Origin of the sequence: Sodalinema gerasimenkoae IPPAS B-353 (assembly GCF_009846485.1) — a bacterium.
GTDB classification, from domain to species: Bacteria; Cyanobacteriota; Cyanobacteriia; order Cyanobacteriales; family Geitlerinemataceae; genus Sodalinema; species Sodalinema gerasimenkoae.
Genome location: NZ_ML776472.1, coordinates 3,462,289 through 3,484,791 on the forward strand (window position 1 = coordinate 3,462,289; position 22,503 = coordinate 3,484,791).

At 50.5% G+C, this 22,503-nt stretch carries 22 protein-coding genes; 9 read left to right on the top strand and 13 right to left on the bottom strand.

Annotated elements, in window-relative coordinates; genetic code table 11:
- Positions 1 to 89: 89 nt before the first annotated feature.
- Both L855_RS15045 and L855_RS15050 read right to left on the bottom strand, forming a co-directional pair.
- Positions 90 to 932, bottom strand: coding sequence for a hypothetical protein (locus L855_RS15045; protein ID WP_159789362.1), 843 nt, complete (start codon positions 930 to 932; stop codon positions 90 to 92).
- Positions 933 to 1,096: 164 nt separating this feature from the next.
- Positions 1,097 to 1,714, bottom strand: a complete 618-nt coding sequence (locus L855_RS15050; RefSeq protein WP_246198890.1) for a DUF4336 domain-containing protein — start codon at positions 1,712 to 1,714, stop codon at positions 1,097 to 1,099.
- Positions 1,715 to 2,047: 333 nt separating this feature from the next.
- Here L855_RS15050 and L855_RS15055 point away from each other — a divergent pair, with 333 nt between their 5' ends.
- Positions 2,048 to 3,490: a CHASE3 domain-containing protein gene (locus L855_RS15055; protein WP_159789366.1), complete on the top strand. Its 1,443-nt coding sequence runs from the start codon at positions 2,048 to 2,050 to the stop codon at positions 3,488 to 3,490.
- A gap of 45 nt (positions 3,491 to 3,535) precedes the next feature.
- Here the strand turns inward: L855_RS15055 and ileS are convergent, their stop codons facing one another.
- Complete coding sequence (gene ileS / locus L855_RS15060; protein ID WP_159789368.1) at positions 3,536 to 7,096, bottom strand: isoleucine--tRNA ligase; 3,561 nt, start codon at positions 7,094 to 7,096, stop codon at positions 3,536 to 3,538.
- A gap of 401 nt (positions 7,097 to 7,497) precedes the next feature.
- Here ileS and clpB point away from each other — a divergent pair, with 401 nt between their 5' ends.
- Positions 7,498 to 10,503, top strand: coding sequence for an ATP-dependent chaperone ClpB (clpB, locus tag L855_RS15065; protein WP_159789370.1), 3,006 nt, complete (start codon positions 7,498 to 7,500; stop codon positions 10,501 to 10,503).
- 6 nt (positions 10,504 to 10,509) lie between these two features.
- Here clpB and hflX read toward each other — a convergent pair whose 3' ends face one another.
- The 3 genes from hflX to hisB all read right to left on the bottom strand — a co-directional run bounded on the left by hflX (position 10,510) and on the right by hisB (position 13,455).
- On the bottom strand, positions 10,510 to 12,228 hold the full coding sequence (gene hflX, locus L855_RS15070) for a GTPase HflX (RefSeq protein WP_192925036.1): 1,719 nt from the start codon (positions 12,226 to 12,228) through the stop codon (positions 10,510 to 10,512).
- Between the two features lie 264 nt (positions 12,229 to 12,492).
- Complete coding sequence (locus L855_RS15075) at positions 12,493 to 12,699, bottom strand: hypothetical protein (RefSeq protein WP_159789373.1); 207 nt, start codon at positions 12,697 to 12,699, stop codon at positions 12,493 to 12,495.
- Positions 12,700 to 12,828: 129 nt separating this feature from the next.
- Complete coding sequence (hisB, locus tag L855_RS15080; protein ID WP_159789375.1) at positions 12,829 to 13,455, bottom strand: imidazoleglycerol-phosphate dehydratase HisB; 627 nt, start codon at positions 13,453 to 13,455, stop codon at positions 12,829 to 12,831.
- A gap of 320 nt (positions 13,456 to 13,775) precedes the next feature.
- On the opposite strand from hisB, the gene L855_RS15085 reads away from it, so the two are divergent.
- The gene (locus L855_RS15085) at positions 13,776 to 14,984 is read left to right on the top strand and encodes an RNA-guided endonuclease InsQ/TnpB family protein (RefSeq protein WP_159791125.1); all 1,209 of its coding nucleotides are present in this window, start codon (positions 13,776 to 13,778) and stop codon (positions 14,982 to 14,984) included.
- Between the two features lie 86 nt (positions 14,985 to 15,070).
- Here the strand turns inward: L855_RS15085 and L855_RS22920 are convergent, their stop codons facing one another.
- The 5 genes from L855_RS22920 to L855_RS15105 form a co-directional block, all read right to left on the bottom strand.
- On the bottom strand, positions 15,071 to 15,217 hold the full coding sequence (locus L855_RS22920; RefSeq protein WP_425500578.1) for a DUF6972 family protein: 147 nt from the start codon (positions 15,215 to 15,217) through the stop codon (positions 15,071 to 15,073).
- A gap of 64 nt (positions 15,218 to 15,281) precedes the next feature.
- On the bottom strand, positions 15,282 to 15,779 hold the full coding sequence (locus L855_RS15090) for a restriction endonuclease (RefSeq protein ID WP_159789377.1): 498 nt from the start codon (positions 15,777 to 15,779) through the stop codon (positions 15,282 to 15,284).
- Positions 15,757 to 16,215 (bottom strand): hypothetical protein, encoded by a 459-nt coding sequence (locus L855_RS15095; RefSeq protein WP_159789379.1) that lies wholly within the window; start codon positions 16,213 to 16,215, stop codon positions 15,757 to 15,759. The genes L855_RS15090 and L855_RS15095 overlap by 23 nt, the downstream gene beginning before the upstream one ends.
- A gap of 50 nt (positions 16,216 to 16,265) precedes the next feature.
- Positions 16,266 to 16,925 carry a ParA family protein gene (locus L855_RS15100; RefSeq protein WP_159789381.1) on the bottom strand — a complete coding sequence of 220 codons (660 nt, stop codon included), beginning with the start codon at positions 16,923 to 16,925 and terminating at the stop codon, positions 16,266 to 16,268.
- A 405-nt stretch (positions 16,926 to 17,330) separates the two neighbouring features.
- Positions 17,331 to 17,564, bottom strand: coding sequence for an AbrB/MazE/SpoVT family DNA-binding domain-containing protein (locus tag L855_RS15105; protein ID WP_159789383.1), 234 nt, complete (start codon positions 17,562 to 17,564; stop codon positions 17,331 to 17,333).
- A 244-nt stretch (positions 17,565 to 17,808) separates the two neighbouring features.
- Between L855_RS15105 and L855_RS15110 the strand changes: the two genes are divergently transcribed.
- The 3 genes from L855_RS15110 (at position 17,809) to rsmD (ending at position 19,586) form a co-directional block, all read left to right on the top strand.
- Positions 17,809 to 18,240, top strand: a complete 432-nt coding sequence (locus L855_RS15110) for a VOC family protein (protein ID WP_159789385.1) — start codon at positions 17,809 to 17,811, stop codon at positions 18,238 to 18,240.
- Between the two features lie 36 nt (positions 18,241 to 18,276).
- Positions 18,277 to 18,921, top strand: a complete 645-nt coding sequence (gene hisH / locus L855_RS15115; protein WP_159789387.1) for an imidazole glycerol phosphate synthase subunit HisH — start codon at positions 18,277 to 18,279, stop codon at positions 18,919 to 18,921.
- A 119-nt stretch (positions 18,922 to 19,040) separates the two neighbouring features.
- Complete coding sequence (rsmD, locus tag L855_RS15120; protein WP_159789389.1) at positions 19,041 to 19,586, top strand: 16S rRNA (guanine(966)-N(2))-methyltransferase RsmD; 546 nt, start codon at positions 19,041 to 19,043, stop codon at positions 19,584 to 19,586.
- Positions 19,587 to 19,650: 64 nt separating this feature from the next.
- On the opposite strand, the gene petG is transcribed toward rsmD, so the two are convergent.
- Positions 19,651 to 19,767 carry a cytochrome b6-f complex subunit V gene (petG, locus tag L855_RS15125; RefSeq protein WP_087710114.1) on the bottom strand — a complete coding sequence of 39 codons (117 nt, stop codon included), beginning with the start codon at positions 19,765 to 19,767 and terminating at the stop codon, positions 19,651 to 19,653.
- Positions 19,768 to 19,986: 219 nt separating this feature from the next.
- On the opposite strand from petG, the gene L855_RS15130 reads away from it, so the two are divergent.
- Positions 19,987 to 20,367 carry a c-type cytochrome gene (locus L855_RS15130; protein ID WP_343039293.1) on the top strand — a complete coding sequence of 127 codons (381 nt, stop codon included), beginning with the start codon at positions 19,987 to 19,989 and terminating at the stop codon, positions 20,365 to 20,367.
- A 124-nt stretch (positions 20,368 to 20,491) separates the two neighbouring features.
- On the opposite strand, the gene L855_RS15135 is transcribed toward L855_RS15130, so the two are convergent.
- Positions 20,492 to 21,637, bottom strand: coding sequence for an extracellular solute-binding protein (locus L855_RS15135; protein WP_159789391.1), 1,146 nt, complete (start codon positions 21,635 to 21,637; stop codon positions 20,492 to 20,494).
- Positions 21,638 to 21,732: 95 nt separating this feature from the next.
- Between L855_RS15135 and L855_RS15140 the strand changes: the two genes are divergently transcribed.
- Together L855_RS15140 and L855_RS15145 are read left to right on the top strand one after the other, a co-directional pair.
- Positions 21,733 to 21,903, top strand: a complete 171-nt coding sequence (locus L855_RS15140; protein ID WP_159789393.1) for a hypothetical protein — start codon at positions 21,733 to 21,735, stop codon at positions 21,901 to 21,903.
- A 165-nt stretch (positions 21,904 to 22,068) separates the two neighbouring features.
- A complete protein-coding gene (locus tag L855_RS15145) occupies positions 22,069 to 22,482 on the top strand; it encodes a hypothetical protein (RefSeq protein ID WP_159789395.1) in 414 nt (137 codons plus the stop codon).
- Positions 22,483 to 22,503 lie beyond the last annotated feature (21 nt).

The window sequence follows — 22,503 nt, forward strand, 5'->3', positions numbered from 1 at the left end:
AGAGGATTGTCCGGTTGAGGCATGGGGTGGCTCATTCCATTTGTTTGAGACACCCCCCATCAACCTACCAAACGAGAGTCTCAACCTGGCTAATCAGATAAACCGAGAAACGTCTCAATCCTTTGAGCCGTGGCTTCTTGACGGGAAAAGCCAAGCATATTCCCATACTCGGTAATCGGGACGGTTTTGTCATCGTCAATCCGTACCACTAGCCGATGCTGCTCATCATCGTCCCTCCACTCCCTCGATTGAACAGTCACCTCCGTAATGGACTGTAAGGGGTATTCTAATTTCTGTTTATCAGAGAGTCCAGTGTGGATAATTTTCAAGCAATCTGAGGTCTTGTCAAAGGTGCAGGAGACGGTTTTACTCAATCCAATGAAGGCTAACGCTCCCCCAACAATGAAGAAAAGAGAGAATCCCAGACTACTCCAGGATTGTGAAGTTTGAGCCACAAGTCGGGATTCCTCTGAATTATTCAAAAACTCATTAATATCCTGGGCCAAACTTTGTTTAGGGTATCTTTGACGGCGACCGAAAATATTCATGTTAATTGTTCCACCGCCGGTATGCAACACAAGCTGATGACGGGTCTCATCTCGTTGGCGATTTCGTCGGCGATCCCGTTGGCGGTCTCGTCGGCTGCGACGTCTTTCACGGGATTCAACCTCAGCTCGCTGCACCTCTTGAATCGGGAATTCTTGAGGCTTAAAATCAACCATTGGCACAAGAATATGGCGATAGCTAAACTGACATTGATTAGCATCATTAGCCCCTACATTAGCACCATCTCGATTACATTGAAGTCGCCCCGAAGCAGATAGCGGTAAGACAGCAATTCCGACAAGAATTGTCGCAATACCGGCTAACCATAACCGCCAGGGAACTACTTTTAACTGAAGTTTTTGTTGATTTTTCTGTGTGACACGCATAGATAATCTTCGAAAACTTTCAAGCTAACAGGCCTCGCCTTTTGTGAGCCAGAATCGTCCCGATGTTAAGACTCTTGCAATTTCTAGCCGTCCTGGCCATCAGATTAAGGCAATGTACCCTGGCCCAAACTAACGTTTTTCTCACATTCTGCCAAACGCTCCCCCTAATCCAGCCAACGAAATGCTCGTTCGAGTTCCCTGACTGCATCGTCCTCAATGATGGCTCCGTGAGCCAGGATAATTCGCTGAGGACGCCAATCCAGGAGTTGCTGACGTTTCTGACGCAGCTCGGGTTTGTTCCTGAAAAATGTTAACCGTAAATCGAGGGGGGCCTTGCCATGAGGGGCTAAATTCCCGGCTAGTTTTAAGGGAATTCGCAGCCAAGGGGGAACCCGGTTTGGCTCAAAGTTCTCGATCAAATCCGTCACAATCAGAGTTTGACTCGGACGATGAAAGAAGATGACTTCTTCCATGAACTGGCCCCGAAAATGACACCGTTCAATCTCATCCCCCCAAGGGACTGGCTCCGACTCCGCTAAAGGAGCATCCACCTCAATTGAGATCCCATGCTTTGCGGCCCGTTCAACGACTCCCGCCGCGGCCCAAGTGGTGGCATAGGGATAGTTTTTTTTCCAATCGGGAAGATGAACATAATGTAGTTTATTCGGGGCAATGAGATGGGTGACGGCCCCCAAATCCTTCAGTTGCGCTTGTAACGCTGGGGTGAGGAGGGTAGGGGAGTGACACCAGAGCTGGCCTGTGTTGAGGCGAATAACAGTCATGCGAGTCGGAAATGGGAACTTGACTCCCAAAAGCGACATCCTAACCACAGGACCGTCCACAATCCAAAGATTCTCAGATAGGGGTTTGAGGGTATTTAATGGCTCGTAGGGGGCCATCTGGATTGATTTAATAATCATCGGCCTGAGTATCTCTCATCATCTTCTGATTTTACCTTAACCCCTTTCTCATCTGACTCGTACCTGAATTGCTCTAAAGTCGAGTAAACTCAGGTGATTAGAACAAAGCCTCTCCGAGGTAACCTCAGCAGCATGAGGCCCTCATTATGAGTCCCTCATGTCTATGTTACTCATCCAGTTAGGTAAGTATGTTTCATGAAAATAAATCAAGTCGTTTTCTTGGGGTTTGGTGTTGTTTTTGCAGTGGCCGGAATTTCCAGTCTTGTTTCTCAGCAAAATCTTCAAATTTCTGATGATGCCGATCGCCTCATTTTTCACACGTTTGAAATGAAGTTTGAACTTCAAAATCTAGAAACACACTTACTGAATTCTGAAACAGGACAACGGGGCTTTATTCTAACTAATGATCCTAGCAAATTAGCACCCTATCAAGAATCAGAAGCCCTAATTGCAGAGAATTTAAGAAACTTACAGCAACTCATTCATGACAACCCCGACCAGCGTCAACGCGCTCAAGAGTTAGAAGCCTTAGCTCAAAGCAAGTTAAGCGAACTAGAACAAACCATTCGCTTACAACAACTCGGAAATCAGGAACAAGCTCGTCAGATTATTGCATCGGGCGAAGGACAACAAATCATGGATCAGATTCGCCAAAAAATTGCGGATATGATTACGGTTGAAGAAGAGTTATTAGAACAACGGAAAGCTCAAGCCAACTACATGACTCTTATCGCTACAGCGGTAAATTGGGGTGGCTTAGTCCTGATTATTATCGTGGGGTCTGTTGCTTCTTATATCGTAATCCGGGTAATTATGCACCCAATTGATGAAGTGACTGGAATGATTGCTAATTCTTCGGCTGAAATTGCAGTCTCGGTGAGTCAACAGGAAAAAGCGGCCAGTGATCAGGCTGTTTCGATTCGCCAAACAACTACGACCTTAGATGAGTTAGCGGTTTCAGCTCAACAGTCGTCTAAGCAAGCTCAAGCATCCTTGGATTCTGCTCAAAAAGCCTTAACCCTAAGTAGTGCGGGGAATGAGGCGGTTCAGGAGACGTTAGTCAATATGGGCGAGTTGAAAAATAATGTCAATGAGGTGTCGGAACAGATCCAAGTCTTAACTCAGTACACCAGCCAAATTGATATGATTTCTGGGATGGTGTCACAGTTGGCAAATCAGACCAATATGTTAGCTCTGAATGCCTCTGTAGAGGCGGTACGAGCGGGTGAGTATGGCCGTGGCTTTAATGTGGTGGCTCAGGAAATTCGTAAACTGGCGGATCAGAGTTATGGAGCGGCGGGAAAAATTAATACCTTGATTGATACGATTCAAAGCACGATTCAGGTGACGGTCAATATCACGCATCAAGGGACTCAAAAAGTGAGTCAGGGAATGACCTTAACGGAAAAAACGGCAAGTTTGTTTGGGGATGTTTCAGGGGCAATTGATGATGTGGTTATCAGCAGCCAACAAATTTCGCTGACGTCTCAACAGCAGGCGATCGCCATTCAACAAGTCGTCGATATTGCCAGCCAAATTAATAATGCGGCGATTGAAACTGTTAGTGGGATGACGCAAACAAAAGTCTCAACCCAACAACTCAATGAAGCGGCCCAAACCTTACAAGAGTTGCTGTAAGGAGGGCCGCTTCATTTACGCACCTGGATTAAACACGCACCGGGATTAAAACTGACCGGCTAAAGCTCCCACGCAACGCTCGCAAAGGCTGGGATGCTCCTGGGATTCGCCCACATGGGTGGAGTAGTTCCAGCAGCGTTCGCATTTGTCACCGTCAGCACTGACGATGCCAATTCCGAGTCCTTCACTTTGGCTAGCGTAGGCCACCCCGTCGAGAGCGTCGGGAGAGTCTAACAGTTCCACTTGGGAGCAGATAAACAGATAGCGTAACTCATCTACGCCATTGCCCACTTCGCCATTCCCCACTTCGTTATGAACCTCCCCATGAGCAATGGGAGCAGTGGACTCCTCAACAGCGGCGGGAAGTTCAGGGGTGGTTGGGGGCGAGTCTGGCTCCGATTGAGCTGCGATCGCCGGCTTATCCGCCACCTGCTGCACCGCGTTGGGGGGAAGTTCTACATCGGTTCCCAAGACTTTCAACTTGAAATCATTGGCTCGTCCTGCCAGTTTTTGGCGATCGCTGGCATACAAGACATTACGATAGCCAAAGCGTAGGGAATAGCCAAAGCCGATCGCCGTAAAGAACTCCGGTAAGAACAACAGACGATTCACCGCTGCCAACAGACTCGACGAGAGATAAGCCACCATCACCAGAGCCACTAGCAAGCCCAGATTGCGAATCGCCAACCGGTTCGTACGATAGACATCCACCAGATACCCCGGTGCATCGACGATAAAGTCCATGACATCGCGAACCTTCAGGTTCTCCCAATGGGGAAGGGCTAACCCCGAGGGACGCGATCGCTCTAAACTATTCGTCCTAGAGTCTGCAACCACTGGAGTTTCCTCTGGAGTCTCATGATGGACTGGCTCAGAGACTGGTTCAGAGGTCTCCGTCTCGACCTCGTCAGAAGCCGCCACAGAAGCCTCTTGAGGTGCATCAGCAACAGCGGTCGCTGTATAAGCCGCCACCGCCAACTCTGGATTCATGGCCGCCAGTTGCTCTCGCTGAGCCTCATCGGCCACAAACAACTTCAATTTAGCCTCCAACGACGAGCCAATCTTCTTATCGGCCCGCGCCTTCTCCATCACCTTATTGACTTCCGCACGATAGAAGCGCAGCGTCTCCCAGCGTTGGGCCAACTCCGGATGCCGCCAGTCTTCCTCCAACTGAACCCAACTAGCTTCAAACACTGACTCACAGCCACTGTCATAGGGAAGATTCTGCCAGATATCCTCCGCCATGTGACAGAGTACAGGGGCGATCGCCCGAGCCAAATTCTCCACCACAATTGCCAACACCGTCTGACAACTGCGACGACGGCTGGCATCCTCAGCACTGATATAAAGCCGATCCTTGGCAATATCCAAATAGAAATTGGACAAATCCACCACACAGAAATTCTGAATGGTTTGGAAGAAACGGAAGAACTGATAACTCTCAAACGCTTCCGTCACCTCATCCATCACCTCAATAGTGCGATGGAGCATATACTGATCCAACTCCGGCAAATCTCCATAGGCCACAGCATCCGTCGCCGGGTTGAAATCATGGAGGTTCCCCAACAAGAAACGAGCGGTGTTACGAATCTTGCGATACACATCGGAAGTTTGCCGCAGAATCGTCCCACCGAGAGGCACATCCCCCGAATAGTCTACCGAGGACACCCACAAGCGCAACACATCGGCCCCATAGGCTGGTTGTTGCTTCTTATCATTGCCCCCATTGATGACCACGGCAGGGTCAACCACATTGCCCAGAGACTTACTCATCTTATGGCCCTTCTCATCCAAGACGAAGCCATGAGTTAACACCGTTTTATAGGGAGCTTGTCCCTGAGTGGCAACACTGGTGAGCAAACTGGACTGGAACCAACCGCGATGTTGGTCTGACCCCTCCAGATATAAATCTACCGGATAGCCCAACCCGCGCTGTCTCGCCACCGCCGCCCAAGAGGAACCAGAGTCAAACCAGACATCCATGGTGTCGGTTCCCTTGATATAAGTGCGGCCATTGTTGCGGTAAGACTCAGGGAGTAACTCCTCCACCGGCAGTTCCCACCAAGCATCGGAGCCTTTCTCGGCCACAATATCCCGCACATAATTCACGGTTTCTTCCGTCAACAGGGGTTCATTGGTTTCCTCGTCATAGAACACAGGAATGGGAACCCCCCAACTGCGTTGACGAGAAATACACCAATCGGAGCGTTCACCCACCATGGCGGTGATGCGATTTTCCCCCTGAGTGGGAATCCAACGCACCTGACGAATCGAGTCTAAGGCCGCCTCTCGGAACCCTTCAACGGAGGCAAACCACTGTTCCGTGGCCCGGAAAATCGTGGGTTTCTTGGTGCGCCAGTCGTAGGGATATTTATGTTGATAGGGTTCCTGTTTCAGCAGGGAATGCGCCTCGGCGAGGGCTTCGGTGATTTTCTCGTTGGCATCTTTGAGGACATTTAAACCGGCAAAGGGTCCGGCTTCCTCGGTGAACACTCCTTTAGCATTGACGGGGGAGAAAATCGGCAGGTTGTACCGTAAGCCGACTTGATAGTCTTCTAACCCATGACCGGGAGCGGTATGCACCAAACCGGTCCCCGATTCGGTGGTGACGTAATCGCCGCCAATGACCACGGGACTGGTGCGCTCAAAGAGGGGATGACGATAGTGACATTGGTCTAATTCCGCCCCCTTGAGGCGATCTAAGACCTTCAATTCACCGCCGAAGGTTTGCGAGAGTCGCTCTACGGCATCGGCTGCCACAATCAGGAATTTACCCGCCGCCGCTTCAAACTCTAAGGGCGCTTCGACAATGGCGTAGGTCAACTCGGGGTTAACACTCACGGCCAAGTTGGCGGGAATCGTCCAGGGGGTGGTGGTCCAGATGGCCAGCCAGAGATGAGGCAGATAGTCGGCCAGGCGCTCTTTAAGTCCGTCGTTGAGTTCGGTGACTTGGAAGGCGGCGTAGAGACTCGGGGAGGTGTGACCCTCGGGATATTCCAGTTCGGCTTCAGCCAAGGCGGTGCGAGAACTGGGACTCCAATGGACGGGTTTACGACCGCGATAGATATAGCCTTTGAGGGCCATGTCTCCGAAGACGCCAATCTGGGCGGCTTCATACTCGGGTTTTAGGGTCAGATAGGGGTCGTCCCAGTCTCCCCAAACGCCGTAACGTTTGAAGCTGTCTCGTTGTTCTCGGACAACCTGATGGGCAAATTCTTTGGCCTTGAACCGCAGAGCCAAGGGGGTCAGTTGCCGTCGTTCTTCTGATTTGAGGCTTTGCAGAACCTTAAGTTCAATGGGTAAGCCATGACAGTCCCAACCGGGGATGTAGTGAACTTTGCGCCCTTGCAGGAGCTGATAGCGGTTGATAATGTCTTTGAGAATTTTGTTTAGGGCATGACCAATGTGCAGCGACCCGTTGGCATAGGGAGGACCATCATGGAGAATAAACGGGTCTCCAGGATTCGTTTGGGAGAGTTTCTGATAAATCTTCCGGTTGTCCCAGAAGGTTTGCAACTCGGGTTCGCGCACCACGGCGTTGGCGCGCATGGAGAACTCGGTTTGCGGGAGGTTGACGGTTTCCTTATATCGCTTTTCTTCGGTCACGGTCGGCTACCCAGAGACGAAAGAGCAAGTCATCAAGGGTCGGGCGATCGCCCCCTCGGGACAATGCACCCCGTCTTGACAACGGTGAGCTGATTTGTAATTTTTTATTACAAACACTTGACAAATCGCGAGACAATGGTAAGCAAAAGAAAGCAGCCAGAGGTCACGATTCTATACAATGCTCCATTGTAGTCGAAGAGGGGTTCAATGGGAACGCTGGCGCTTTCCTTAAGATAGAGTCAGGAGTTCCAATGGGTTTAGGGGAGTCCCTGAGATTCGGGGGGCGCTCGCGCTACCCAACCGAGGAGTTTTACGGTAGCTTGAAAGACGAAAGCGATGTCCGGCCTCGGCGTCTGATCCTTTGCCCCGTCACATTCTTCATTACTGTAACGTTCCCCACAATGCAACCGACTGACCCTTCCAAATTTACCGATCAAGCCTGGGATGCCATTGTCGCCTCCCAAGACGTGGCGCGACGCTATCGCAATCAAAATTTAGAGGTTGAACATATCATTCTGGCGCTGCTGGAAACGGTAGAACCCTCCCATCAAATTCTACAAAAAGCCGGAGTCGATCCCGCAGCCTTGGCCCAAAAACTCGATACATTTGCCAAACAGCATCCTCGCCTAGGAGGAGTTGAACAACTATATCTCGGCCGTCACCTGGATGTGATGTTGGATAAGGCCGAAATTGCTCGCCAGAATTTTGAAGATAGTCATGTTGGGATTGAACATCTGTTATTAGGGTTTGCTGAAGACGATCGCATTGGGGGCAAAACGCTACATGTTCTGCAATCGGATCAATCCAAAATTGTGGCGGCCATTAAAAGCTTCCGCGCTCAGGCGGCCAAGACGAAGGAGTTGGCTGGGAGTGCATCGGGGGATGAGCAAAGTCAGGATGTCTTAGAACGTTATGGCCGGGATCTCACCGAACAGGCCCGGGCCGGAAAACTCGATCCGGTGATTGGCCGGGATGAGGAGATTCGTCAACTGATTCAGGTGTTGTCCCGTCGCCGTAAGAATAACCCGGTGTTGATTGGGGAACCGGGGGTCGGGAAAACGGCGATCGCCGAGGCCCTGGCCCAGCGAATTGTCAATGGAGATGTCCCCGAATCTCTGAAAAATCGCCGTCTGATTTCCCTGGATATGGGCAGTTTAATCGCTGGGGCTAAGTTCCGGGGTGAGTTTGAGGAACGGTTGCGATCGGTCATTCGGGAAGTAACTCACTCTGATGGCCAGGTGGTGCTGTTTATCGACGAACTGCATACCGTCATTGGGGCCGGTGGCGGTGGCAGTCAGGGAACCATGGATGCGGGGAATCTCCTCAAACCCATGTTAGGGCGCGGCGAGTTGCGCTGTATTGGGGCCACCACCCTGGATGAGTACCGCAAACATATTGAGAAGGATAAGGCCCTGGAACGGCGTTTTCAGCAGGTCTTTGTGGGACAACCCGACGTTGAAGCCACAATTTCTATTTTGCGGGGCTTGAAGGAGCGTTACGAGGTGCATCATGGCGTAACCATTACCGACTCCTCCCTCGTGGCGGCGGCGACCCTCTCCAATCGCTATGTGACCGATCGCTTTCTCCCGGATAAGGCCATTGATTTGGTGGATGAAGCGGCGGCGAAGTTAAAAATGGAGATTACCTCTAAACCTACAGAATTAGAGGATGTCGATCGCCGTCTGATGCAATTGGAGATGGAGAAACTCTCCCTAGAAGGGGAGGAACAACGAGCCACCCGAGGCACTTATTATTCGGCTCAAGAACGGCTGAGTCGCATTGAGGAAGAAATGAACGACCTCAAACAAAAACAGGGGGTCTTAAGTTCCCAATGGCAGACGGAAAAACAACTCCTCGATGACATTAATGCCCTCAAAGAAGAAGAGGAACAATTACGACTCAAGATTGAACAAGCTGAGCGCAATTATGACTTAAATACCGCCGCCCAGTTGAAATATGGGCGCTTGGAGAAGTTGCAACGACGGGCGGAACAGAAGGAGGCCCAGTTACTGAAGTTGCAGACGGACGGGGTGGCCCTGTTGCGGGAACAAGTCACAGAAGCGGATATCGCCGAAATTGTGGCTAAATGGACGGGAATCCCGGTGAACCGCTTGTTAGAGACGGAACGGCAAAAACTCCTGAAACTCGAAGAACAACTGCATCGCCGTGTTGTGGGCCAGTCGGAGGCCGTCTCAGCGGTCTCGGCGGCCATTCGTCGCGCCCGGGCCGGGATGAAAGACCCCTCCCGTCCCATTGGGTCTTTCCTCTTTATGGGACCAACGGGGGTGGGGAAAACGGAATTAGCCCGCACCCTGGCGGCCTCGTTGTTTGATGATCATGATGCCCTCGTCCGCATTGATATGTCTGAGTACATGGAAAAACATTCCGTGTCTCGCTTAGTGGGAGCGCCTCCGGGCTATGTGGGCTATGACGAAGGCGGACAACTCTCGGAAGCAGTACGGCGGATGCCCTATTGTGTGTTGCTCTTCGATGAGGTGGAAAAGGCTCATCCCGATGTGTTCAACATTTTGTTGCAAGTGCTTGACGATGGGCGCATTACTGACTCTCAGGGACGAAACATCAATTTCTGTAATACGGTCATTATTATGACCAGTAACATCGGCTCCCAATATATTTTAGATGTGGCGGGGCGGGAGTCGGACTATGAGGAGATGCGATCGCGGGTCTATGAGGCGTTGAGATCGCAGTTCCGGCCTGAGTTTCTCAATCGCGTCGATGATTTAATTATCTTCCATCCCCTGGGTAAAGATCAGTTACGGGATATCGTCTCGATCCAAATTTTACGGATTGAAAAATTACTGGCGGAACAGAAGATTGAAATTGTCCTCTCGGAAACAGCGAAAAACTACATCGCCGATGTGGGCTATGACCCAGTTTATGGGGCGCGACCTCTCAAACGAGCCATCCAGCGGGAGTTAGAGAATCCCATCGCCACCAAGTTACTGGAACTGGAGTTTGGGGCTGGGGATACAATTTACGTGGACTGTACGGAAGATGAGGGAAGTTTGCGCTTCAGCAAAACCCCCTTCCGCAGCCCAGGGGAGTCTAAGCCCACCGCCCCAAAGCCCCCGGCGGCTAAGCCTCAAGCCCAAGCCCCGGCCCAGCCAGCCCCCAAGCAGAACTCCGCCCCGAAACCCACCGCGAAACCTCCAGCTCAACCCAAGCCTGATCCTGAACCTGAGGCCAACTCTAACGGTAATGAAGAGGTGAAATCTGCCGCCAAACCTCAGTCGAAACCTCAGTCCAAATCTCAGTCCAAACCTCAGGGCCAAGAGAAGCCGAAGGATGAGGATGAGAATGTGGTGTCGGTGAGTGCGACGGTGGTTGATCCCATGGAGATTAATCGAGGCCGCCCGGTTCAGTCCGATGGCTTTCCTTGGGAATAGGGACTATCACTGATTGGTATAGTCCACCAATTGCAGTAGCCGCTGGCGGAGGGTGGCCAGGCCAAATCCGGCGGTGGCGGAGATGAAGGTGGCCTGGGGATATTCTTCTTTAGCCAGTTCCAAGGTATCCCCGTCCACTGAGTCGATTTTATTGAACACCAACAAAATGGGGCCGGGGGTGATGGGCATTTCGGACAAAATTCCCATGACGGAATGGATCTGATTTTGCCAAGCTGCATGGGATAAGTCGACCACATGGAGGAGTGCATCGGCTTCGGTGACTTCTTCGAGGGTGGCCCGGAACGCATCTACCAGGGCCGGGGGAAGTTCGTGGATGAAGCCTACGGTGTCGGTTAGGACTAATTGATGGACAACATGGGTGACATCTTCTTGAATGCTGAGGCGGCGAGTGGTGGGATCGAGGGTAGCGAAGAGTTGATCGGCGGTATAGATTTCTGAGTTGGCCAGGACATTCAGGAGGGTGGATTTACCGGCGTTGGTATAGCCCACAAGGGCGATGGAAGGAACGTCTTGGGCTTGGCGTTGCTGACGCATTCGCGCCCGGTGGGCCTGTAAGTTGGTGACTTCCCGTTGTAGGCGGGAAATTCGCTGGGCGATCGCCCGTCGTTCGGTTTCCAGTTGCGTTTCACCGGGGCCTCGGGTGCCGATTCCTCCCCCCAGTCGGGACATTTTTTGTCCTTGGCCTCTGAGGCGGGGTAGGCTGTATTCGAGTTGAGCCAGTTCCACTTGTAGTTTCCCAGCGCGAGATTGGGCCCGTTGGGCGAAGATATCCAGGATGACTTCCGTGCGATCGACGACACGCACCCCAAGGCGTTTTTCCAGGTTGCGAACTTGGGCCGGGGAGAGGTCGCGATCGAAGACGACTAATGTGGCCCCGAGGGTTTGTACGGCCAGGGCCAGTTCATCGACTTTCCCAGACCCGATAACGGTTTGGGGATGGGGCCGCGATCGCCCCTGTTGGATGGTTTGCAGCACTACACCACCGGCGGTATCGACGAGGCGCACCACTTCGGCGAGATGTTCCTCAAACTCAACGTCACTGGTGTTCTGAGTTCGCAATCCGACGAGGAGAACCCGATCCTGGTCACTGTCGACGGATTGGCCGACAAATTCCCGTTCAAACTCTCCTTCGAGGGCTTCGACGAGGTCGAGGAAATCCTGTTGGGCGATCGCCTCTAGGGTCATTTCCTCGGATACCGTCCAACTGGCTTCGCTGGGGTTGGGAACCAGATGGGCCAGATAGGTGCGGTGGACATAGCCGGTTTCGCCGCCTCCCCGTCGCTGAAACCCGGAACCGGTGAGGGTGAGGCAAATGAGGGCATCAAGGCGTTGGATGGCCATGGCCGTCAGGGTGGCGGTTCCCGGTTCATCCCGTTTGAGTTGGGTGGCGATGCAACGAATCCCACTAAGACGACTGGCCCCATAGCGAGGGAGTTCGAGGGGTGGGATTTGGGTTTGGCGAGGACTTCCCACGCCGACGCGGATGACTTGGCCGCGACGGTTGAGATAGGCGGACAGGGGTTTGCCTAAATCGGTACTGATGGCCGCCAAACGCTGGGCGAACTCCGGTGTTGTGAGGCGATCGCCCGGTAACCGCTGGTGATACAGCCGTTGCAGTTGTTTGAGTTGGCTGGATTTGAGTCCTTTAAGGTCTCCGTAGATTTGATGATTAATGGAGTATTCGCCCCGCTTTCGGGGGTCCACGCAACAATTGTTATACCATTTTTCAAAAATTGTGCCACAGATGGCTGTAGGGGCGAACCCTTGTGGTCGCCCTCCCCCAGTATTGATGTCTGGCAGGGTGATCGAAAAATGGTGTTAGGTTCTCAGTGTAACGAATTTCACTAAGGCTAGTCGAGAATGTCGAGAATTGAGAAACCCACCCCGCCTCACTCTGGGTGAGAGAGGACTGGGTGGGTGTTCTGTTTGCGAAATCATGAGACCGATCACCGTCCGCCAATGGCGATATTAACCGCGCTGGATGGCTTGTCGAGAGACTTGTTTTTCAAACTCAGCCTGAGTCTCGTGGAGAAGTTGCTCACGGCTATCACCGGCTTGAGTCAAGTTGGGAACCAGGTTACGGGCCTGTAGGGTCATGTGGAACTGAAGATGAGCCACGTAATCACCGATATCCTCGTGCGCGTTTTGTCCGTGATGCGATAGGGATGCGTTCAAGGGAGTTCTCCTGCCAAACTTGGCGTAGTCAGCTAGTTTCGTGTTCTGGGTAGAACGTTAACATGAGTGCTTCCGTTGCTCAGTGCGATCGCAAGAAAGCTTAACACTCTGGGTTTTGGGGGTGGAGATTCAGAGAACCCCTTTGGAACTGGGGATGGTACTGGCCCGGCGGGGGTCGATTTCCACGGCCATGCGCAGCGATCGGGCGAAGGCTTTGAAGGTGGCTTCGATAATATGATGGGAGTTGAGGCCATCGAGTTGGCGGATATGCAGGGTCAGTTGCGCGTGGTTGACGATGGCGACAAAGAACTCTCGCACCAGTTGCGTGTCATAGGTTCCCACCCGTTCCGTGGGAATCTCTAGGCCATAGCTGAGATGAGGCCGTCCCGAGAAGTCTAGGGCCACTTGAATCAGGGATTCATCGAGGGGTGCGACGAAATGACCGAAGCGAACGATTCCCTTGCGATCGCTCAGGGCTTTAGCTAACGCTTGTCCCAGGGTAATCCCCACATCTTCATTGGTATGGTGGTCATCAATTTCCCAATCCCCCACGGCGTTGACTTCCAAATCAATCAGCCCATGAGAAGCGATTTGGTGCAGCATATGGTTGAGAAAGGGAATCCCGGTGTTGGCGTGACATTGACCGGTTCCATCGAGGTTGACGCTGACTTGGACATCGGTTTCCCCAGTTTTGCGGGAGACGCTGGCTTGACGTTGGGGGAGGCTGAGGTGGGGACGAGTTTCGGACGTTTGCATAGTTTCGAGTGAATTCGGGAGCCAAGGCATGGTTCCCATCTATTTTATAGGGAGATGGGGACTCTCTCCTGTGGAGTCAACGTCTTCAGCTAAAACTTTACCCTTAACCCGTTCATATTCATCTTCAAGAAGCCAATCTTGTGCAGCCTCATAGTTAGGGTGGGTGACAATCAGTTTATAGCCAGAAGCAGGATTAAAAATACGACAACTGCCATTTTTATCGAAAATTTGGGGTCTAAAACCCCGTCCTTCTAGGACGGCTTTTGACAATCCTGTTTTTTTGTGCCAAGATTTTTCGTACAACCGATGCCAACGGTGCGATGCTTGTTCTTGAGTTCAAAATCAAAGGGAAACCCCACCAATACGCTGCGATTGACGAAGCGATCCGAACCGCACAGTTCGTTCGCAACAAGGCACTGCGCTATTGGATGGATACTCCTGGGGTCAACAAATATGACCTTAACAAGTACTGTCGGGTACTCGCTCAAGAGTATGACTTTGCTCGAGAACTCAACAGCACGGCTCGTCAAGCTTCAGCCGAACGCGCTTGGTCGGCAATTGCTCGATTTTTCGAGAACTGTCGCCAGTCGGTTCCCGGCAAGAAAGGATATCCCAGGTTCAAAAAGAACAGTCGTTCTGTCGAGTACAAAACTTCCGGTTGGAAGTTACTCGACCCCAAACACATTGTCTTTACCGACAAGAAGAATGTCGGGCGACTGAAGCTAGTTGGAACCTGGGATTTGGCATTTTACGGTATCGAACAAATCAAACGGGTTCGACTGGTTCGCAGAGCCGATGGCTATTACGCTCAGTTCTGCGTCAAAGTAGAGGTTCGAGAAGAACTCGAACCGTCAGGAAATACCGTGGGTTTAGATGTCGGACTCCTTGAGTTCTACACGGATTCAAACGGAGAATGCGAACCGAACCCGAGGTTTTACCGAAACGCCGATAAAAAGCTGAAACGCGCTCACCGAAGGGTGAGCAAAAAACAGAAAGGCTCTGCCAACCGAAAAAAAGCCGTCAATCGACTCGGACGAGTACACCTCAAAATAAGTCGGCAACGTGAAGAACACGCCAAGAGACTGGCGCGTTGCGTAATCCAATCTAACGATCTGGTGGCCTACGAAAATTTGAGGATACAGAATCTGGTGAGAAACCACTGTCTCGCCAAGTCGATTCACGATGCTGGTTGGTATCAATTTAGGAAATGGTTAGAGCATTTTGGAGTGAAATTCGGCAGGATAACTGTAGCGGTGAACCCTGCCTATACCTCTCAAAAATGCTCGAGTTGCGGCACGGTGGTCAAGAAAAGTCTCTCGACTCGAACTCACGTTTGTCAGTGTGGGTGCGAGTTGGATAGAGACCACAACGCCGCCGTCAACATCCTGAACGCTGCCTTAAGTACGGTAGGGCATACCGGAACTTGGGTCTTAGACCCAAACGCTTCTGGAGATTTGACCGCTACTTTGGCTGGTGCAAACCTGTCAGGGCAAGTCGGATCGTTGAAGGAAGAATCCCCACGCCTTTAGGCTGGGGAGTGTCAACAGCCACTAGCATCAGGATTTTGGGTGGGAACAGAATTGGGTCAACCCAAATTTCTATGAATTGCCAGAGTTCAGCCTGTTCGTCGAGGACGGTTGCGTGGGATTGCATGATATCTACCGGTTGTTTTTACAATTTTTATCTCACCATAATAAGGAGGGGTTTGGCTCCCATCTTCTCTAATCATGTAGCCAATTGGCTCAGAAAAGAAGAATAGCATTTACACTCAGTCAAATTCTGTACACCCAGTCAAAACTTATGCTATTTAACTTTAAAATATAAGCTTATTCCCTCTCCTCCCAATCTTTTCGAGTTATTTTTCTTAAACCCGGTAAATCAGCAAGTGCATCATCGAACACCTGATTCTTTTCATAAATATCCGATAACGTCAGCAAGTGCAGCTTGAAGTCATCTCCATCTGGACGATTCCGCAAGCAATTTTCAAATCCAGATTTTGGGTTTGACGGAGTTGGTTTTGTGTATCCGACTCCAGCTAAAACGATAATCACATCGGCTTTTTCTCTCTGCGCTGCACCATAGATAGAATCGGCAACCGGAGCACCCAATTTAGCTCGACTCAACCGACATTGAAAATATACTTTATTGCCCTTGACGATACCCACACCATCTATCCCTCCATCGGCTCCCCTGGGACCAGGAGATAAGCCTAGAGCAAAGGCATATTTACGCCCAAGTTCCTGCTTCTCTTGAGAGTCTACCTTGACTATCCCTTGGACAATCGAGCGAATCACCTTAGAACTAGGACGGTTCATCTGAATCATAAAACTCCTTCAATTCTTCTAAGCTTAGTTTGTCAACGATATTTTGTTTATGCAAAATATTCAAACCAAAGCTAACACAGCCACTGATGCAATCCATTAGAGCCATTTCTTCTAAAGCTTTCTCATCTCGATACTCTAAACTCAGCTCCTGTGACATGGCGGCTTCGTTTTCCTCAACACATTGCTGTAATTTTTTGACCTGTTCCACGAGCCAGATTCTGCTGATTTCATCGCTATAATAAAAACGAGTCACCAGAATAGATTGACGAATTAAGCTATCCCTAGATACCCCCAAATAGCTTGAAACTTCTTTGAACTTAGAAGCTTCAGTCTTCGAGTACTTAATTTGGTGCTTTTTATCTTCATTGTCTTTTTCACTTTCCAGATGTTTTTGCTTACCTTTTTCGAGGGCAGCACCAACTTTTGTCTGTATCATAGTTGTAGTCTTCCTTCAATTAACTGCACTAGACAAATTTTATTTTTTACTTAGCGAGAAGTGTTAAAAGCCAAGTATTCAAAATATTTTTTATTATGTTCAAGACCCACAGAATCCCAAATGTATCTTCTGTCCTTATATATGAGTTTGTCCATTTTTGTACTCAAGTCCTCCATGAAGTCAGCCACCAAATACTGCTCTGAATGATATTCAATTCGTTCAAGTTCACTTTCTATATTTTCTTTGTCAATTCCTAGGGGAACAATTACGACTGAATAAGGGAGAGCAGGATTGCCATCTATTCCTCCCACCATTTCTAGAACAGAGGCTAAGTTGTCTATGGACTTGTACATGTGGAATCGGTTCAAGGGGATAAAAATCAAGTCTGGATGAGCATTTAAAATGACCTGAACTGTATTAGAAAATACAGTATCAATATCAATTACTATAAAATCGAACTGATTAGGCTTAACTTTCAGTTTTTTCAAGGAGCGTCTTTCAGGGTTGGCGATGACTTCTATTCCACGAGCCGACCCTTGGTCTACAGGAACTCCTGGCTCTTTCTCCATGAAAAACTTCCAGGAATCCGCTTGCTCATCGCAGTTTACGAGAAGTACTTCTCCCCATTTGGATAAGTACCCTGCTAAGTGAACTGCTAGGGTTATCTTTCCCACGCCGCCGCTATTGTGGGTACAGAGAATTACTTTCATTGGCTGACTACATTAAGATGAACAGTGCTTTAGGCAAACAACCTGGGATGCTGGGATGCGGTGTAATCGCTGCTAATCCTGCCGTCCTGAAACGCCAAACTATAGGAAAAACTGGTTCCCCACTTTGACTGAGGTTTTGTATCCTTATTGAAAGGATACTGTTCGTCTAAGTTTTTTAACCTTCAGCTTCAGCGTACATCTATATACGAAATCGCACTACATATCATTGTCTTTGTCAATTTATTGGTCGCTAAAATGTTAGAGTCCAGGAGTTTGCATACTGTCGCTGTAAGGTTCTTTCTTCATTTTGTATAAACTCATTATTTTTTTAGTCAAATGATTTTAACGACTATTTTTTACAAATTTAAAGCTTTTCCGGTATTCAGGTTAACTCGATTTGATAATCTACAGCTCTACAGTACTCTCGGTCTCTACTTCAGAATGTAAATTTTCCGGAGTGATAGCGTCAACAAGTTCATCTAACGAATAACGTTGACGAGATCTAGGTTTGACGACCAAATTACCGTCAATCACAACTAGATCGACTTCAGCACCTTCAGCTAGCTGAATTTCCTGAAGAATGTGCTGGGGAATCCGAAGGGCTAGACTATTGCCCCACTTGGCAACTGTTGCGACCATAGGTTGTCCTCAAAGTTGGGTAGGTGAGTGTCACTGCGATCTGAATTGTCTCAGAAAGAGTGTCAACAGGGTATCTACATTCTAGCTGAGTCGGTGGTAAACTTCGCAATCTGGGCATGATTCACCTCCTACTACAACTATGAGTGTCAGGAGGAAACTCCGAGATGAAAAGGGTTGGGAATGATTGAAGATTTATCAAGACCTGGCTATCCTGGATCGCAACAGCTCATCCTCAACCCCCATTATGTCAGAGACTATCTTTCACTTGGCGTTTCCCGTCGGGAACCTAGACGATACCAAAGCTTTTTACGGAGACGGCTTAGGCTGCGAGTTGGGCCGTGAATCTCCCCAAGCCCTAATCATGAATCTCTATGGACATCAACTCGTCGCCCATGTCACCTCAGAACCGCTCACCCCGCAGCAGGGCATCTATCCCCGCCATTTTGGGTTGGTGTTTCCTGAGTTAAGCGATTGGGAACGCCTCCTGAACCGCGCCCAGGAACGGCAACTTCCGTTCTATCAACAGCCTAAGCACCGCTTTAAAGGGGAACTGACGGAACATCAAACCTTTTTCTTGCAAGATCCCTTTCAGAATCTCTTGGAGTTTAAGTTTTATCATCACGCTGAGGCGATTTTTGGGGCGCAGCAGATGTCGGCGGTGGGCGATCGCCCCTAAGGTGAGATAATCGAGAGGGTTCCTCAGGAGACAATTATGGTTGAAATCGCAGTGGTCGATTACGATATGGGTAACCTCCACTCCGCTTGTAAAGGATTGGAGAAGGCTGGGGCAACCCCCATCATTACCGATTCCCCAGAGGTCATCGCCCAAGCCGAGGCCGTCGTCTTACCCGGCGTCGGTTCCTTCGATCCGGCGGTGGAACATCTACGATCGCGCCATCTCGTCGAACCCATCCAAACGGCGATCTCCCAAGGAAAACCCTTTCTCGGCATCTGTCTGGGGTTACAAATCCTCTTTGACGGTTCAGAAGAAGGAAAACAACCCGGATTAGGCATTATCCCCGGAGTCGTGCGCCGCTTCCGTCACGAACCCGGCATCACCATTCCTCACATGGGTTGGAATGCCCTCGACTTCCAACAAACCGGGATTCCCCTCTGGGAAAATCTCCCCAATCCCGCCTGGATGTATTTCGTTCACTCCTACTACGTCGATCCCGTCGATCCCAGCATTAAAGCCGCCACCGTCACCCACGGAAGTCAAGAGGTGACAGCGGCGATCGCCCGTGATAACCTCATGGCCGTCCAATTCCACCCCGAAAAATCATCCACCGCCGGCCTCCAACTCCTCTCCAACTTCGTCCATCTCGCGGAAAAAGCCATCTCTGTTGCTTCGGTTTAACACACGAGCGGTGCGTTCCGGCAAGTTGCAGTTGAACGGTCAAAGTTGACAAACATTGCAAGCCGGAACACACCCTACCCTATTGCCTATTGCCTAATGCCTATTGCCTTCTTCCCCCTATGAGCCTCCGAATCCATGGCAATCGTTCCCTAAAAACTCTCCCTGGAGATGCCACTCGCCCCACCCCAGCGCGAGTTCGTGAAGCGTTGTTTAATATCTGGCTGGGGGAGATTGACGGCTGTCGTTGGTTGGATCTCTGTGCTGGAAGTGGGGCCATGGGAGCGGAAGCTTTATCGCGCGGGGCTTCTGAAGTGGTGGGAATTGAGCAATGGGGCAAAGCCTGTGGCGTGATTCAGCAAAACTGGCAACAGGTGGCCAAACCGCAGCAGCAATTTCAGGTGTTACGAGGCGATGTGCTGAAGCGACTTCCTCAACTCAATGGACAAGTCTTTGACCGCATTTACTTCGATCCCCCCTACGCCAGTTCCCTGTATGAACCGGTTTTAGAGGCGATCGCCCAACTGCAACTGCTCAGTCCTCAAGGAGAACTGGCCGTCGAGTGCGATCCTCAACGCCCAGACATCCAAACCCCGAGGGAATTAGGGCGATTTCGGAAAAAACGCTATGGCAATACGGAACTCCGTTTCTATCATCTGAGCCAATGAGCCTCTGGCCGGTGAGCCAATGTAGTAGGGACAAAGGGGCTGTCCCTACCGCAACCGTCTCAACTTACTCGTCCGTGAGGGCGTTGCCGCGACGGTATTGAAGATAGGCAGCAACAAACAGGCCAGCCAGGGTGATGGGGACCAGTCCTAGAACAATACCAGCCAGTAAGGGTTCTACCATGAGTCTATTCTCCTCGTAATGTAAAAGATATTAAGTTGGCTCTGGTTTACTATTGTACGGGCTTCTGGGGCAATCGCAGCTCTGGAGTTTGACCTAACCCCTTGCAATCAGCCCTGTCAATTCCCCAAGTCCCTTGGATTTTCCCAAGTCCGTCCTTTAAGATTGAAGAAGATTGGTATATTTATATAAACCCGTCCGAGTCTCTGCTGGCAAACGCTTTTGAAAACGCCCGCTCTACACTTCAACGTCGATCGCCTCATCCGGCAACTCTCCATCTGCACTATGGTGGGGTTGCTCATCATTGGCCTGTCAATGTTTACCATTCACCAGTTGCAGACCTCTGACCCCTACATTCAAGAGGTGTTAGCCCTCGAAGGAGACCCAAAACAGGGTTACGCTATTTTTCAGATGAACTGTTCCGGCTGTCATGGGGATGGCTCTAATGGCCTAGTGGGTCCGAGTTTACAGGATGTCTCGGCTCATAAGTCCCGGGCCAGCCTCATCCATCAGGTCATTAAGGGAGACACGCCACCGATGCCCCAATTTCAACCGAGTCCCCAAATTATGTCGGATCTGTTGGCGTATTTGGAAACGCTTTAGGGGAGAAGAAGGTAACAGGGAATAGGGAACAGGGAACAGGGAACAGGGAACAGGGAACAGGGAACAGGGAACAGGGAACAGGGAAGACCCCCCCTGCTGCCTACTGCCTACTACTGCCTATTCCCTATTCCCCTCGCCGTAACTGCTGCCAGATTTGTCGATATTGATTTAAACTCGCGTCCCCTAAGTCTAAGTCAATAAATTCGCTGCGTTGTAGCCGATCGCCCTCGGGGAGAAGGACGGGATCTTTCCGTAAGGCTTCCGGGAGATCTGCTTGAGCCGTCCCGAGAACCTGGGGAGAGGCGGCAAACCCTAATAACGAAAGCTGTTGGGCGATGCGGGGTTGCCAGCAGAAGTCGATCCAACGATCGCCTAACCCCTGTACCGTCGCTCCCGCTGGACGCACCCAGTAATCAGCCCAGAGGGCCGTCCCTGACTTGGGAACCACCGCCGCTAACTGTTGCCCATATTGAGGAATCGCTAGGATATCTCGCGAGTAACCCTGGGCCACCCAAACATCTCCCCGAAGTAGAGGCTGCTGAAAGGCAGTTGATGAATAAAACAACAGTTGCTGCTGAAGAGTCTGGAGTTCCGCCAATAACTCTGGGACATCCTGGGGACTGTCATGGTTGTAGGAATAGCCTAATTTTTTTAGGGTTAAGCCAATTACCTCCCGGGGACTATCCAATAGGGCCACTCGTCCTCGTACCTCCTCCCGCCATAAATCTGACCAATCCTGGGGCGTCCAACCTAAGCGAGCAAACTTATCCTTGCGATAGACAATGGCGGTGGTTCCCCAACGATAGGGGGCCCCCCAGAGGCGATCGCCTTGACGAGCTAAGTCCCGCCAAGGAATGGGATCGTCAGGGAGATTGTCCCAGTTTTGCCAGGCTTGACTGTTCAGAGGCTGAATTAACTCCGCCTCAATGGCCCTGGAGAGCCAACTGTGACCGAGCAGGCTTAAATGGGGGATTTGCGGCGATCGCCCCCAGGGAAGCCATCCCCAGCCATTGTCAGATATCTCCGTTTCCTGATGCTGCCAACGGACCAATGCCTCAAACAAATCCGCTAACTGAGGCTCAGGGGAAAAGTCCAAACTGACCCGTCGTCCCAAAAAACGACGAAATTCTCCCAACATCGGAGGTGGAACAGCATCCCGGAGGAACTTCACCAGCAGACGCTGGTCTGGCGCAGTTTGACATCCCGTCAGGAGTTGGGCAACTCCTAAGGCGATCGCACCAGTTAGGAGAGAGCGGCGACTAACAGACAAAGTAGCTTTTGTATAATTCCATTACACCTTTCAGCATAGCGTTTTGTTGACTGTCCTTTGAGCTAAATTCGCGCAATCCTAGACGAGGACAGGAGATGAGCGATACAACTAGGAGAAGCCGCCTCCCAGAAGCCATCTCTTGCAGGATGTTGCTCAACCCAAGTTTTGTCGCAGTCAATGATGAGGTGGATTCATCTCGAACCGAGTTGCAATGGCCGGGACATAGCTCTGAACCCCTAATCTGTATGGGCGATCGCCAATCGTAACCATTGTTACGACAACTTTACACAAGCTTTACAAAAGCAAACTTAAATTGTATTTACCACGACCTTTTTTGTAAAAGTTAAATAAACTAGAAGTAAATTAGGATTTCCAGAATTCTTGACTACTATAAATGGGTAATAACCTGTAAACCGTCGAGATATCAAGCTATGGATTCCGTACAACATCAGATATTGACCTTAAATACCAAGGTTGATGGACTCTATGAGACGATTGAGCGTCTTAATCTGAAACTATCGCACGTTCTTGAGCAGAATAGCTCCCATCTGCCCTCTGAATCTGGCTTAACCACTGAGCCATCCCTAGAAACTCCTTTGGTCACCGATGCCGCCCAAGATTGGGGACATTTCATGCAACACAAAGATGTCTTAGGCGATGAATCTCGCCCGAGTCCTGGACAAGCCAGCCCGGAAGCTAATATTGCGCCTGAAGTGCAGATTCAGCGACTGACGGCCCAACTGACCGCCGCCTACAATCGGATTGCGGCCCTAGAAGAACAACTGCTTTCGCGAACAGATTTTGCCCAACGCAAGCATCACCTCATCCAAGAGCGACAACGATAATCTTGGACGACCTCTGAGTCA

Excerpts from the sequence above, each read along its gene's own strand:
- L855_RS22920 (WP_425500578.1), bottom strand. The coding sequence starts at position 15,217 with ATGCTATTCTTCTTTTCTGAGCCAATTGGCTACATGATTAGAGAAGAT.
- petG (WP_087710114.1), bottom strand. The coding sequence starts at position 19,767 with ATGGTAGAACCCTTACTGGCTGGTATTGTTCTAGGACTGGTCCCCATC.
- L855_RS15055 (WP_159789366.1), top strand. The coding sequence starts at position 2,048 with ATGAAAATAAATCAAGTCGTTTTCTTGGGGTTTGGTGTTGTTTTTGCA.
- L855_RS15045 (WP_159789362.1), bottom strand. The coding sequence starts at position 932 with ATGCGTGTCACACAGAAAAATCAACAAAAACTTCAGTTAAAAGTAGTT.
- L855_RS15085 (WP_159791125.1), top strand. The coding sequence starts at position 13,776 with ATGCTTGTTCTTGAGTTCAAAATCAAAGGGAAACCCCACCAATACGCT.
- L855_RS15140 (WP_159789393.1), top strand. The coding sequence starts at position 21,733 with ATGAGCGATACAACTAGGAGAAGCCGCCTCCCAGAAGCCATCTCTTGC.
- L855_RS15095 (WP_159789379.1), bottom strand. The coding sequence starts at position 16,215 with ATGATACAGACAAAAGTTGGTGCTGCCCTCGAAAAAGGTAAGCAAAAA.
- L855_RS15100 (WP_159789381.1), bottom strand. The coding sequence starts at position 16,925 with ATGAAAGTAATTCTCTGTACCCACAATAGCGGCGGCGTGGGAAAGATA.
- L855_RS15110 (WP_159789385.1), top strand. The coding sequence starts at position 17,809 with ATGTCAGAGACTATCTTTCACTTGGCGTTTCCCGTCGGGAACCTAGAC.
- L855_RS15145 (WP_159789395.1), top strand. The coding sequence starts at position 22,069 with ATGGATTCCGTACAACATCAGATATTGACCTTAAATACCAAGGTTGAT.
- L855_RS15105 (WP_159789383.1), bottom strand. The coding sequence starts at position 17,564 with ATGGTCGCAACAGTTGCCAAGTGGGGCAATAGTCTAGCCCTTCGGATT.
- hisB (WP_159789375.1), bottom strand. The coding sequence starts at position 13,455 with ATGCAAACGTCCGAAACTCGTCCCCACCTCAGCCTCCCCCAACGTCAA.
- rsmD (WP_159789389.1), top strand. The coding sequence starts at position 19,041 with ATGAGCCTCCGAATCCATGGCAATCGTTCCCTAAAAACTCTCCCTGGA.
- L855_RS15090 (WP_159789377.1), bottom strand. The coding sequence starts at position 15,779 with ATGATTCAGATGAACCGTCCTAGTTCTAAGGTGATTCGCTCGATTGTC.
- L855_RS15050 (WP_246198890.1), bottom strand. The coding sequence starts at position 1,714 with ATGACTGTTATTCGCCTCAACACAGGCCAGCTCTGGTGTCACTCCCCT.
- hisH (WP_159789387.1), top strand. The coding sequence starts at position 18,277 with ATGGTTGAAATCGCAGTGGTCGATTACGATATGGGTAACCTCCACTCC.
- clpB (WP_159789370.1), top strand. The coding sequence starts at position 7,498 with ATGCAACCGACTGACCCTTCCAAATTTACCGATCAAGCCTGGGATGCC.